The organism is Elusimicrobiota bacterium (assembly GCA_016721625.1).
Classification (GTDB): Bacteria; Elusimicrobiota; Elusimicrobia; order FEN-1173; family FEN-1173; genus JADKHR01.
Window position 1 is genome coordinate 863,726 of record JADKHR010000001.1, and the last position, 12,661, is coordinate 876,386.

General features: G+C 58.7%; 12 protein-coding genes. 4 read left to right on the plus strand and 8 right to left on the minus strand.

The window, feature by feature from the left end:
- Positions 1 to 77: 77 nt before the first annotated feature.
- From IPP35_03760 to coaD, 4 genes are all read right to left on the minus strand, one after another.
- Positions 78 to 1,151: a type IV pilus twitching motility protein PilT gene (locus tag IPP35_03760; GenBank protein MBL0058225.1), complete on the minus strand. Its 1,074-nt coding sequence runs from the start codon at positions 1,149 to 1,151 to the stop codon at positions 78 to 80.
- A gap of 101 nt (positions 1,152 to 1,252) precedes the next feature.
- Positions 1,253 to 2,929, minus strand: coding sequence for a Flp pilus assembly complex ATPase component TadA (tadA, locus tag IPP35_03765; protein MBL0058226.1), 1,677 nt, complete (start codon positions 2,927 to 2,929; stop codon positions 1,253 to 1,255).
- Between the two features lie 14 nt (positions 2,930 to 2,943).
- Positions 2,944 to 3,939 (minus strand): phosphotransacetylase, encoded by a 996-nt coding sequence (locus tag IPP35_03770; GenBank protein MBL0058227.1) that lies wholly within the window; start codon positions 3,937 to 3,939, stop codon positions 2,944 to 2,946.
- Between the two features lie 112 nt (positions 3,940 to 4,051).
- A complete protein-coding gene (coaD, locus tag IPP35_03775) occupies positions 4,052 to 4,561 on the minus strand; it encodes a pantetheine-phosphate adenylyltransferase (GenBank protein ID MBL0058228.1) in 510 nt (169 codons plus the stop codon).
- A 108-nt stretch (positions 4,562 to 4,669) separates the two neighbouring features.
- On the opposite strand from coaD, the gene IPP35_03780 reads away from it, so the two are divergent.
- The 3 genes from IPP35_03780 to IPP35_03790 all read left to right on the plus strand — a co-directional run bounded on the left by IPP35_03780 (position 4,670) and on the right by IPP35_03790 (position 8,212).
- Positions 4,670 to 5,443 (plus strand): class I SAM-dependent methyltransferase, encoded by a 774-nt coding sequence (locus tag IPP35_03780; protein ID MBL0058229.1) that lies wholly within the window; start codon positions 4,670 to 4,672, stop codon positions 5,441 to 5,443.
- On the plus strand, positions 5,440 to 6,171 hold the full coding sequence (locus tag IPP35_03785) for a glycosyltransferase family 2 protein (protein ID MBL0058230.1): 732 nt from the start codon (positions 5,440 to 5,442) through the stop codon (positions 6,169 to 6,171). The genes IPP35_03780 and IPP35_03785 overlap by 4 nt, the downstream gene beginning before the upstream one ends.
- Positions 6,172 to 6,385: 214 nt before the next feature.
- Positions 6,386 to 8,212, plus strand: a complete 1,827-nt coding sequence (locus IPP35_03790) for a hypothetical protein (protein MBL0058231.1) — start codon at positions 6,386 to 6,388, stop codon at positions 8,210 to 8,212.
- Between the two features lie 218 nt (positions 8,213 to 8,430).
- Here IPP35_03790 and recG read toward each other — a convergent pair whose 3' ends face one another.
- A complete protein-coding gene (gene recG / locus IPP35_03795) occupies positions 8,431 to 10,605 on the minus strand; it encodes an ATP-dependent DNA helicase RecG (GenBank protein MBL0058232.1) in 2,175 nt (724 codons plus the stop codon).
- A 10-nt stretch (positions 10,606 to 10,615) separates the two neighbouring features.
- Between recG and IPP35_03800 the strand changes: the two genes are divergently transcribed.
- Positions 10,616 to 10,807 (plus strand): 50S ribosomal protein L28, encoded by a 192-nt coding sequence (locus IPP35_03800; GenBank protein MBL0058233.1) that lies wholly within the window; start codon positions 10,616 to 10,618, stop codon positions 10,805 to 10,807.
- Between the two features lie 34 nt (positions 10,808 to 10,841).
- Here IPP35_03800 and IPP35_03805 read toward each other — a convergent pair whose 3' ends face one another.
- Genes IPP35_03805 through IPP35_03815 form a run of 3 tightly spaced genes read right to left on the minus strand, consistent with a single transcriptional unit; the run spans position 10,842 to position 12,653 of the window.
- Complete coding sequence (locus tag IPP35_03805) at positions 10,842 to 11,255, minus strand: hypothetical protein (protein ID MBL0058234.1); 414 nt, start codon at positions 11,253 to 11,255, stop codon at positions 10,842 to 10,844.
- Positions 11,216 to 11,863, minus strand: a complete 648-nt coding sequence (locus IPP35_03810; GenBank protein MBL0058235.1) for a hypothetical protein — start codon at positions 11,861 to 11,863, stop codon at positions 11,216 to 11,218. Before IPP35_03810 ends, IPP35_03805 begins: the two co-directional genes overlap by 40 nt.
- Positions 11,853 to 12,653, minus strand: a complete 801-nt coding sequence (locus IPP35_03815) for a thiazole synthase (protein MBL0058236.1) — start codon at positions 12,651 to 12,653, stop codon at positions 11,853 to 11,855. The genes IPP35_03810 and IPP35_03815 overlap by 11 nt, the downstream gene beginning before the upstream one ends.
- Positions 12,654 to 12,661: the final 8 nt, after the last annotated feature.

Genomic DNA, 12,661 nt, shown 5'->3' on the forward strand with positions numbered 1-12,661 from the left:
TCGGCCACAAGGACCTTGTACCGCGGTGGAACTTTGAGATCAATGACGGGGACGGGTTCTGGCATGGGTTCGTGGCCTTACATCTGCTCGGTGTACCCTTTGGGGAGAAGTCGACGGAGTTCCTCCGGGTCGGAGGAGGTCCCCAGGGCCTCCTCAGTGGTAATTTGGCCCTTCAGCCCCAGGTTGTACAGGCATTGGTTCATGGTCTGCATCCCGCTTTTGGACCCCGTCTGCATGGACAGATAGATCTGTTCCACTTTCTGTTCCCGAATCAAGTTGCGAACCGCCGGGGTCACCATCAGAAATTCGCACGCCAAAACACGTCCGACGCCGGAGGAGTGGAGAAGGAGAGTCTGACTAATGATCGCCTGAAGCGTCATCGACAGCTGAGTCCGCGCCTGTTCTTGACGCTCGGTGGGAAAGGCGTCCAGGATGCGGTTGACCGTCGAGGCGGCGTCGTTGGTGTGGAGAGTGGAGAACACGAGGTGGCCCGTTTCCGCGATGGTGATGGCGGCGTTGATGGTTTCGATGTCCCGCATTTCCCCCACCAGGATGACGTCCGGGTCCTGCCGGAGAACGTATTTCAAGGCTTGGGTAAAACTCGACGTATCGCTCCCCAGTTCCCGTTGGTTGACGACGGATTGTTTGTGGAAATGGATATACTCGATGGGATCCTCCACCGTCACGATATGGCACTGTCGGTTTTCGTTGATGAAGTCGATGATGCTGGCCAGCGTGGTCGACTTGCCGGACCCCGTGGGCCCCGTCACCAAAACCAGACCGCGAGGCAAATTGACCACATCCCCGACCCCGGGGGGCAGGCCGATCTCCTCAAAACTCATGAACCGGGACGGCACGGACCGGAGCGCCGCGCCCACCGAACCGCGTTGCCGGTACACGTTCATCCGAACCCGGCCCAATCCCTTGATCCCGAAGGAAATGTCCAATTCGTTTTCCGACTCAAACTTCTGCTTCTGGGCGTCGGAAAGAAGGGAATAAACCAAACGTTGAGAGCCATCCCCTGTCAGTTTCTCCAAATTGGTTTGAACCAAGGTCCCATCGATCCGGAGACAGGGGGGCACGCCCACGGTCAAGTGCAGATCCGACGCTTTTTTTTGAACCATCAAAAGGAGCAGGTCGTTCATGTTCAGCACAGTTCACCTCGTTGTCCCGGAACCTTCGCGCGTGGGACGACGCTCGGACTCGTTTTTGCCTCGGGCCTCCGGCCTATCGGAGGCGCCCAAAAAATGTCTCAGCCAACCCGCAAGGCTTCCTCCACCGTCGTCTCGCCCGCCAATACCTTTTTGACGGCCGCCTCGCGGAGCGTGACGCGCTCCGACGTCTCCCGGGCCAGGAGGGCGGGGCTCGCCCGTTCAGCGATCAACCGTCGAATATTGTCGTTCACAAAACAGACCTCAAAGACAGCCACCGCGCCGATGTACCCGGTGGCCAGACACTGGCCGCAACCGCGCCCCCGGTGGACCGTAAAAGACTCGGCTCTTTTGGCCCCGCGGATCTCCTTTTCGCCGACCCCGGCCGCCATCAATTCCCGGAGGGACAAGGTATAGGCCTCCCGGCAGTTCGGACAGATCGTGCGCACCAGCCGTTGGGCGAGGACCCCGACCAGCCGCCCCGCCAAGAGAGACGGCGGGACCCCCATCTCCACCAACTTCTGAATGGCGCCCAACGCATCGGGAGCGACGACGGAGGACAGAACGAGGCAACCCGACGCGGCGTCCACCGCGACCTCGGCCGTGTCCAGGTCGGATATCTCGGTCACCATCAAAACGTCAGGGTCTTGCCGCCGGAGAATATGCAATCCCGAGGCCAGGGTCACGCGCACATCCGCCCGCACCTGCATTTGCGTCACCCCGTCTACGAAACGCTCCACGGGATCTTCAATGGTCAATAAATGGCGGTCCGAGCGGTTCAGGGCGTTCAAGGTCGCGTAGAGCGTCGCCGTTTTCCCGGCTCCCGATGGGCCCGCCACCACGAGGAGGCCTTCCTTGGCCTCGATCAGCTTCTGGTAGTGTTCAAGCACCCCCGGCTCCAATCCTAATTTCGCAAGGTCCAGTGGCATGGCCCGCGCGGAATCCAAAAGAGACAACACCACTTTCTCCCCCGCCACGGTCGGAAGCGTGGAGACTTTGACATCCAACGCATGGCCCTCCCATTGGCCTCGAAGCCGCCCGTCCTGGGGCAACCAGCGCTCCGCCACGTTCAAGCGAGCCAGATTTTTTATATGCGCCACGAGCGGCGCTTGATGATGAAGAGGGAGATCTGGTTTTTTCTCCAGCGTCCCCTTCACCCGGTAGCGAACGTGAACAGAGGCGGGCCCGGGCTCTAAAAAAATATGATCAGCGCCCAGTTTGGCCCCGTTATCAATGAGGGCGTTCAGGATGGTGGTCATTTGGGGATCCACAGCCACATCGCTCTGGGAAACGGCCGACCCGGAAAGCGCCGCGTTCGTCGTCCTCAAAACCGCGTAGTCGCGTTCCACGGCTTTTTGGATTTCTTTCTCCGAAGCGAGAACCATTTTGATTTCAAAACCGGTCTGAATTTTAAGGTCGTCCACCGCGTTCAACTCCACGAACGGATCGGAGAGAGCCACCGTCAGAGTGTTCCCCTCCCGGGCCAACGGGAACACGCTTTGCTGTCGGGCGATGTCGGCCGGGACCAAGGCCAAGATCTCGGCAGGAACCTTTCCGTAAACGGAGAGGGAGGAGACGAAAGGGATCCCAGCCCGTTTGGCCAGGACCGAGAGAACGAGGTCTTCCGTGGCAAAGTTGAGTTCCACCAAGATATCGCCCAGCCGCCCGCCTTTGACGCGCTGGACCTCCACCGCTTGGTCCAGTTGTTTCTGAGTGATCAGATTTTCCTGGACGAGCAAATCTCCCAAGCGCTTTTTCTTGTTCTCTCTGCTTGTCATGGTGTCGTTCTCCGTCAAAGAAGCGCGGTCAAAACCGCCGCATCCACAATGTCCTCATCGGTGCATCCGCGCGAGAGGTCCGACATCGGCCTGGCCAGCCCGGCCAGAAGCGGGCCCACCGCGCGCGCACCGCCCAAATATTGGACCAACTTGTAGCCAATGTTTCCCGCATTCAAATCCGGAAAAATCAAAACGTTGGCGCGCCCCGCCACGCTTAAGTCCGACACCCCTTTCTGTCGGGCGATGTGATCCACCAAGGCCGCATCGCCCTGAAGTTCCCCGTCCACCGCCAGGCCGGGCGCTTTTTTGCGGCACAGCTCCACCGCGCGGCGAACCGCGGTCACGCTCTCGTCCTCGGCGCTCCCCGCCGTCGAAAAGCTCAGGAAGGCGACCCGCGCCGTACCGCCCGTAAACTTGGTAAACAGCTCCGCCGAGGCGATTCCCACCGCCGCCAGCGCTCGGGGCGAGGGATGGGGCGAAACCCCCGCGTCCGCGAAGAGAAGCGTCCGCGCTCCCCCCGCCGCATGGGGACAATCCATCAAAAAGGTTCCGAACACGATCTCCGCCCCGGGGGCCATCCCCAGTCCCGCGAAACCGGCTCGCACGGTGTCCCCGGTGGTCCGCACCGCCCCGCCCACCAGCCCGTCGGCCAGACCCGCGCCGAGGGCCATCACCCCGAAGTAGAGCGGGTCCCGCGCCAGTTCCCGCGCCTGGGCCTCGGTCATCCCTTTGGTTTTGCGGCGTTCAAAGAACGCCCGCCAAAACTCTTCCAGCCTCCCGTGCGTCGCGGGGTCTATGCATTCCAGGCCCGCAAGATCGATGCCCGCCGCCCGGGCGGCCTCTTCGATCCCGGGGAGGCTCCCCACCAGAAGAGGGCGCGCGATTTCCTTGTCGCGAAGGTACGCCGCCGCCGACAACACCCGCGGATCTTCCGCTTCCACGAACAAAAGACGCGCCGACCGTGCGGCTGCCCTCCGTCGAAGCCCTTCCCAAAGGGGCGAAGGGCCCAACGCTTTCGGATCGTCTTTTCGAAGAATAACCCGGGGATGGCCTGTTGTCAAGGGAATTTGATCGACGCGGAATAAGGTTGGCCCCTGCGCGCCGTCCGGATCAAAGGCTCCCTCACTGGCCTTTCTTCCAACGAAGTTTCTTTTTGAGCCGGTCCACGAGCGCGGGCGGCACGAAACGCCAGGCGTCTCCCCCAAGACGCACAACGTCTTTAAGCAAAGAGGAGGAAAGGTAGGTGTATTTTTCGTCGGCCATGAGGAACACGGTCTCAAGTTCTGGAGCCAGGTGCCGATTCATGAGCGCCATTTGGAACTCGTATTCGAAATCCGACAAAGCCCGGAGGCCGCGAGCCACCGCCTGGGCCCCCTGCTTCCGGCAGTAGTCGGCCAGCAGTCCGTCGAAAGAGTCCACGCGAACTTTGCCGCTTTTAATCACCGACGCTAACACCGTGTTCAACATGTCCAGCCGTTCTCCGACGGTGAAGAGGTGGGATTTGGCACTGTTTCGCGTGACCGCCACGATGACATGGTCAAAAATCTTGCACGCTCGGCAAACAATGTCCAGGTGCCCGTTAGTCACGGGATCGAAACTGCCGGGATAGACGATGGTGCGGGTGCGGGTCACAACGCCATTCTAAATCGTGAACTCGCCTCTGTCAACGAGCTCTTGTCCATTTATCGCAGGCAACACCACCATTGGGGTCCTCGTTTTATCTTAGTAGAATGACATGGCATGAAACCCGCCCCCCAGGGACCAACGCTTCCGAAAGACTTCCCCATTCATTGGTATACATTGAGCCACGGATCCCACTTTTGGGTGGAATGGAGGTTTCGGGTGTTGTCGCGATTAGTGAAAACCCACGGGCCTTCCCTGACCACGACCCTTCAGGCCTTGGACGTGGGATGCGGCGCGGGGGTCTTTCGCTCCCAGTGGGAAAAATTTTGCGCGTGGACAGTCGACGGCGTCGAACAGAATGAGTGGGCCATTCACAACGGAGCATCCGCCAAAGGCCTCCTTTATAATTTCGACATCACCCGACCTCCTGCGGAAGTTCTGGGTCGCTATGATTGTATTTTTCTACTCGATGTGTTGGAACACATTGAAAAGACCAGGGCTTTTTTGGAGGGGATTTTTTCTTGTCTAAAACCGGAAGGGTTTCTCGTGATCAATGTCCCCGCCTTCCAGTCTTTGTTTTCAAAATACGATTCGGAAGCGGGCCATCACCGGCGCTACAATGAGAAAAGCCTCCGCCATGAATTGTTGTCTTTCCCTGTGACGATCCACCGGGTGGCCTATTGGGGATTCACCCTGATTCCATTTCTTTTGGCGCGAAAAATCTTGTCGCCAAGTTGGAAAACCTCTCCCGACATCATCAGGAAAGGTTTCCAGCCCCCCGGACCGGTCTCGAACCTTTTCTTTAAATTTCTCATGCGTCTTGAAAATAAGATGGGAGGGCTCATGCCCCGAGGCAGTTCTTTAACGCTGATCGCCCAAAGAAAAAGATGAGAACCCATCTCCAAGTCATCGTGCCATTGTTTAACGAGTCGGACGTCTTGCCCGAATTGATCTCGCGCCTGACGGCGGTTTTAGCCCTTCTTTCCTTGAACAACATGGAAAGCACCGTCCTCTTCGTCAACGACGGAAGCGACGACGCCTCTCCTGTCTTTTTGGAGAAACAAGCCGGCGACGATCTTCGGTTTGGCTACCTCTTTCTCAGTCGTAATTTCGGACATCAGGCGGCCCTATCGGCCGGCCTCGATCACGCGGACGCCGATCTAATTGTCATTTTAGATGCGGACCTCCAAGACCCCCCTGAACTGATTCCCGAAATGGTCCGGCTGTGGCGGACGGAAAAAGCCGACGTGGTCTATGGCGTCCGAAAAAATCGAAAAGAAAACCTCTTTAAGCGATTGTGCTATGCAGGGTTCTATCGGTTCTTCGGATGGCTGACGGGATTAGCCCTTCCTCTGGACTCCGGCGACTTTTCCCTCATGACTCGGCGGGCCTACACGACCTTGCGCGAGATGCCCGAGCGCGTTCGTTTCATGAGAGGTCTGCGCCACTGGATGGGATTCAAGCAATGCCCTTTGCCTTACGATCGGCCCAAACGATTTGCGGGCGACACTAAATATAGTTTCTATGCCCTTACAAATTGGCCACAGATGGTCTGGCCAGTTTTTCCATCGCTCCCCTTCGCGCGGCCCAGTTTTTTGCCTTCCTTTTTGGTCTTTTAACAATGGTGGTCTTTCTGTTCTTGGTTCTCCGACCAGATTTGGCCGCCCCGAGGCTTTTGGCCTTAATCAGTTTAATTGTTTGTTTCTCTTTTTCCATGCTTTTCCTTTGCGTATACATTCTCGGGGCGTATATCTCCCGCATTTATCAGGAAGTCAAAAAAAGACCTCTCTACATCGTCGCCGAGTCCAAATTACCCAGACCCTCCGCCTCTTCGTGAACAAACGCATCCCTTGGGCGTGGCTATTCATTTCCCTCAGCTCCGCTCTGTCGCTCTGGAGCTTTCCGAGATACACCATCGGACTTTTCGAGGACGACGCCGCCTATCTCCTCGGGGCCTTTTCTCTGGCGAAGGGACAGTATCTCGATCTTTCCTTCAGTCGGCCGGTCCCTATTTCAACGTCGTTCCCGGGCGTTTCTCTGTTCCTAACCCCTTTTGTATGGATTTTTTCTTCCCATCTTGGTTTTTACAAGCTCGTCCCTTGGATCGCCTCCTTTTGTTCCGCCCTGTTTTTTTCGAAAATCACCGCGAAGGTCTTAACATCCTGGCGCATTCCTCTTTGCATCGCCCTTTTCATCTTAAACCCGATGTATGTTCAGTCCAGTTCATTTTTGATGACCGAACCTTTCAACATCGCCCTGATGTTGGGAGCGCTCTGGGGGGGCGGGCGCGACGAGGAAAAAGGGTGGGGATTTTTTCTCGCGCTTGTCGCTGTGGTTTTGTTGGCTCTCACACGTCCCGAGGGGATTCTTGTCGGTCTGGTCTTATCCATGGCGTGGGCTTACGACCGCCGGTGGAAAAGATCCCTGGCGTTTTTCGTTGGCGGGCTTCTTCCTTTTCTTTTGGCCCACGGCCGTTCTTGGATTTTTGAAAGCGCCCCTGGGATGTATGAAAACCACTTTCGAGCCCATCTGTCCTGGGAAGGTCAACACATGAGTTTATTCGGAATCCATATTTTTGAATTAACTCTGAGCATCATCAAGAACACCGTCGCGGCTTATTCACGTGTTTTTGACCCGCTTTCAATGGGGCTGGCATTGGCCTTGGCGGTGGCGGCCCTGATTTTTTTCGGAATTCGTCACTTAGGGGGTTCGGAAAAACGTCCAACTCCGTTTCTCATGGCTCTGGTTTCCCTCCCCTTCAGCCAATGGGTCGTGCGCTTGTGGTGGTTTCAATACACCGCTCGTTACACCCTGATTTTTACGCCATTTCTCCTTATTTTCCTTTTCGCAGGGATCGAAAACCTTTTTGAAGAATCCAGAAGAACCAAGACCCAAAAACGATGGATCCCTGTTGTTGTCTTCGCCTTTTTTCTTATCGGGCTCGCCAACGCGTGGAAAAAAAGACCCGCTTACCCCCCCCTTCCCGAGAAAACTTTGGCGTGGGCGAAGACACATTTGCCGAAGGAGGCCAATGTTTTATCTGGACGGAAATATCTTGTTCGGCTTTATGCGGGAAAACCGGGCTTCTATTTCGAACAACACGAAAGTTGGGATTTGTTCCAAGCGGATTTATTGGAGAAAAGAATTTCCCATCTATTTTTCGCTCCTACGGAATACCTCACCGCCAAACGAAATATCCCCTCGGTCCATGACCCCAGCGCCAGTGAAATCCAAACGAAGCATTTCTTAAAAGATCACCCTCACCGGTTCAAAAAGATTTTTGATCAAGAGGACGAGAAGACGGTCGTCTACGAGTGGGTTCCGGAGAACGGTTTTTCAAAAGCCTGGAAGGATTACCAAAACGCCCTGACACTTTATCAGAAAGGGAAACCCATGGAAGCCCTGCGTTGCGTGGAAAAAACCAACGCGGCGCCAGGGACGTTGGCCTCCGCTTTAAATTTGGAGGCCCTTTTGATTCAGGATCTTCCTCAAAGAGCCTCCGAGGCACAGGGCCTTTTTGAGCGTGCCATAGAGAAAGACCCCACCAGCAAAATTTATCGCGCCAACGCCGCCCGGCTTTATTTTAAGCGCGGAAAGGAATCGGATGGAAAAAGGGAGCTAGACAAATTGATGGAGCTAACCGAAAAGATGTCCACCTAGTGGACAGCCAACCGAATTATCCATGCCCCGAGGCCGGAGGATACCCTTCTCCTCCGTTGAGAACAAATCTTCCTCCTGTGATCCAGCGTAAAACGTCCAACCCTCAACAAATGTTCGTGGCCCTCCGGATTTCCAGGTTTAAGCGGAGGATCCACACGGCTGGCTCTGGAGGGTTTTCGGTCGGGCGCGGTAGGACCCCTTCCCAGAGGGACCTGACTCTACGCGACGCGGCCGAACCGGAGGCGGTGGGCGAAGCGGCGGCGTAGATCTTCCGCTAGGGGGCGGTGCTCCGGCAGGGAAAGGTCCGGGTCGCGGGCCACCAGGGAAAACGCCGCCTCCCTCGCCTCCCCAATCAAGGCCCCGTCGCTGGCCAGGTTTCCGACGCGAAATTCCGGCAGGCCGTGCTGGGCCTCGCCTAAAAACTCGCCGGGACCCCGGCGCCGAAGATCTTCCTCGGCCAATTTAAACCCGTCGGAGGTTCGACAGAGAAGACGTAACCGTTCCGCGGCCTCGACGGAGGGAGCGCCGGACACGAGGTGGCACTCCGAAGCGTGCCGCCCGCGGCCCACCCGGCCCCGCAATTGATGAAGCTGGGCCAAGCCGAAACGCTCCGCATTCATAACAACGAGGACCGTGGCGTTCGCCACGTCGATCCCGACCTCGATCACCGGGGTGGCGGCCAAAATTTTGACCTCCCCCCGGGCGAAGGCCGACATCGCCACTTCTTTCTCCGCGGATTTCAGTCGGCCGTGCAAAAGGCCCACCTCGATGCCGGGGAACAGGGACTTCAAGTGTTCCCACCCTTTCAGAACGGCTCTCAGGTCCAACCGTTCGGACTCTTCCACCAAAGGGAACACCACATAGGCTTGGCGCCCTTCCCCCACGGCGCGGCGGACGGCGGACAGGGCGTCCCCTTCCGGCGACCAGCGGGTGGCGATTCCGGGACGGCCGGGCGGCAATTGATCGATCACGGACACCGAGAGGTCGCCATAGACCGTCAAAGCCAAGGTCCGAGGAATGGGGGTGGCGGTCATGAGGAGAACGTGGGGCGAAACCCCTTTGGCGCCCAGCGTCGCCCGCTGGTCGACGCCGAAACGATGTTGTTCGTCGATCACGGCCAGGCCCAGGGACTGGAAAGCCACTTCGTCTTCCAGGAGCGCGTGGGTCCCCACGGCGATTTGGATCTCGCCCGAGGCCAGGGCGTCCCGGTCCCGGCGTTTCTGGGACGCCGTCCGTCCCCCCGTGACCAGAGCCCAGCGGATCGGCAGACCGCGAAGCAAACGGGCCAAACCGTGCGCATGTTGTTCCGCCAAAATTTCCGTCGGGGCCATGAGCGCGGACTGGAACCCGGCCTCCGCCGCCAAGAGAAGCGCGGAAACGGCCACCACGGTTTTCCCCGACCCCACCTCGCCCATCAAAAGCCGATTCATGGGCCGGGAGCCTGCCATGTCATCAAAGATTTCGTTAATGACGCGCCGTTGCGCCGATGTGAAATCGAACCCCAACGCTTGTCGAAAGGGAGTCAGGAGTTCCCGTGTGGGCGGACAGCGGGGAGCCGGGGGCCCCTCTTCTCTTCCTCGGCGAAGACGGGCCAAGGCCATTTCCAGAAAAAAGAACTCATCAAACGCCAGCCGACGACGGGCCTGCTCGCGGGACTCGGGGCTGGAGGGGAAATGGAATTCCCCCAGCGCTTCCCCCAACCCCGGAAGGTGGTGTTCGGCGCGAAGGGTCTCCGGGAGCGCGTCCGCCGCCCTCGCGGCGGCGTCCCGAACCGCCCAGGCCAATCCCCGAAGCCAACGCCCATCCACGCCCTCCGTCAAATCATAAACGGGAGCCAACCGATCCATGTGGGGAGAGGGCGCGTCGGTGGGGAAGTCGTGGTCCTCCACGCGAATTTCGGGGCCCCGGGGTCCGGCCTGCCAGGGTCCGTAGACGCCCAAACGAGCCCCCGGGGAGAGCCTCTTTTTCAAACCGTCAAAGGGATCGAATCGGAAGGATCGACGGCGAAACCAAAGGGCCTCGAAGAACCGTCCGTCTCCCGCCAGAGAAGCGCGCCCGATCAGAAGATCCTTCCCCGCTGATGACACCTGGAAATCCCGCACCGTTCCCTGGGCCGCCACCGCCGTCCCGGGCAAGCCCCAGGCGCTCGGAGGAACCAGGCGGCGGTCTTCGTGGACCCGCGGGAAATGGCGAAGAAGATCGCCCACGGTCGAAAGACCGAGTTTGGCCAGGGCCTTGGCCCGGCCGGGACCTACGCCGGGAAGGTATTGGAGGAGCGGTCGAATCCGACGCCCTCCGGACCGCCGGCGCTGGGAGCGGTTTGCCGTTTTTCGAGGAAAGTGGTATGATTTTTCAAAATTTATGGTTCGGTGGCGTCCCCGCGTGGCGCCCAAGGAGATCGGTATGGCCTATCGTTGCACCATCTGTGACAAAGGCGTGAGCGCCGGAAAATCCGTCAGCCACTCCCACCGCAAAACCAACCGTCGCTTTGCGCCCAACCTTCAACGGGTCAAAGTCCGCACGTCCTCCGGCCCCCGTCGCCAATACGTTTGCACCACCTGCCTGCGATCCGGAAAAGCTCAAAAAGCCGCCTAGACTCTCCTCTCCCTCTCCTCCGGAACCTTCCAGCTTAACCGTTCGACTTTCCTCCCAGAGAAAGGATGACGGAGAGATCGAACTGGTTGACCCGTTCGCCTTCGAATTTTCGGGATTTCACGGAGGCGTCCATTTTGTAGTGTTGCGGGTTTCCGAAGGAGAAGCCCCAGGAAAACGACGTCTTGGCTTGGTTGTTGAAATCCTCGCTCACGGCACCGGTTCGCAGAATCAGCCACGACAGGGGCGCGAACTCGATTCCGAAATGCCAGTAGTCCGTGTCCGGGGTGTTCCCCGTAAAAAATCGTTTTTCGTAATCCGAATAAAACCCGAACACTGGAACCGGCTGGAACCCCAAGCCCGCCCTCAGAATCACGGGAAGTTGATCTGTTTTATATTTGTCCCAGTAAATCACGCCCGGTAAATTGAGAACGGAAAGCCCGTAGGCCACGTCGCCCTTCCTGTCGCGAAAACCCAGATCCACCGCAAAACCATTTCCGTCCGCCATCTCCAACACGGGGGCTGTCCCGTGACGGCCTCCGCAAACCCGCGATGGGCGCTGATATAAGAAAGACCCATGCCAACGGAATAGCCTTTTTCGGTCTCCTGGGACCCGCTGATGCCGATTTGGTTGATCTGGAGGGATTCTTCCAGGAAATTGTTGTCGGGGTCGGCCGTGTTCGTCACCACGGTTTCGTCGAAGTCGGCCAGGGGGCGGTAAAAAAACGCCCGGTTCGGCCCCGCAAAACCCAAGTAGGTCAGCTTTTTGCCCCGGAGCGAGGAGGATTTTAAAAGGATTTCTTCCGGCAGATTGCTTTGGTTGGCCAGCTGAAAATCGGCGGCGAAGGAAGACCCCGGGACTTCGCCCAAAGAAGCGGGATTGTAGACCGGAGATTGGGGCGACCCCCCGAGCGCGGCCCCCACTTCCCCCATCCCGATGAAACGAGCGCCCACGGGTTTGCCAAGATAAGCGATGGGCGGAATGCCCGAGCGAGGTTTGGCCGCCAGCGGGACGGCGATGAAAAGCGCCGCCGCCGCGAGGAAAGGTTTAGGAGCCACCACGAACCGAAGTCGCCGGAGCCGGCACACCCATGGAGGGAGACGAGGCGGCCGCGTAGTCGCGCCGGGGCATGCGGCCCGCCAGAAACGCGCGCCGCCCGGCGTCCACGCCGAGCTTCATGGCTTCGGCCATGAGCGTCGGGTTTTTGGCTTCCGCGATGGCCGTGTTCATTAAGATGCCGTCCACGCCCAGTTCCATGGCGGCGGCCGCGTCGGAAGCCGTCCCGACGCCGGCGTCCACGATCACGGGAACCGTCGTCACCGCCTCGCGGATGAAAAGAATGTTCAAGGGGTTTTGGATCCCGCGCCCGGACCCGATGGGCGCCGCCAGGGGCATCACGGCGGCCGCCCCCGCCTCTTCCAACCGTTTGGCCACAATCGGATCGTCGTTGGTGTAGGCCAACACCTTGAATCCCTCGTTGACCAACGTCTTCGTGGCCTCTAAAAGAGCCAGAACGTCCGGCAGGAGGGTTTTGGGATCGCCCAACACTTCCAGCTTAATGAGCGGGGTGTCCAGCGCTTCGCGGGCGAGCCGCGCCACCCGGACCGCGTCTACGGCGTTGTAGCAACCGGCGGTGTTCGGCAGGATCACCATCCCCTTGGGAATGTGCGTCCAAAAATCGTCGGCGGACCGATCGTTCAAATTCACCCGGCGAATGGCCACCGTCACCATGTCGGCCCCCGAGGCGACCAAGGCCTCCTCCATGGCCTCCATGGAGGAATATTTTCCCGTGCCCACGATCAGGCGAGAGACATAGGTTCGGCCCGCAATCACCAGCGCATTGTCCATAACGTTCT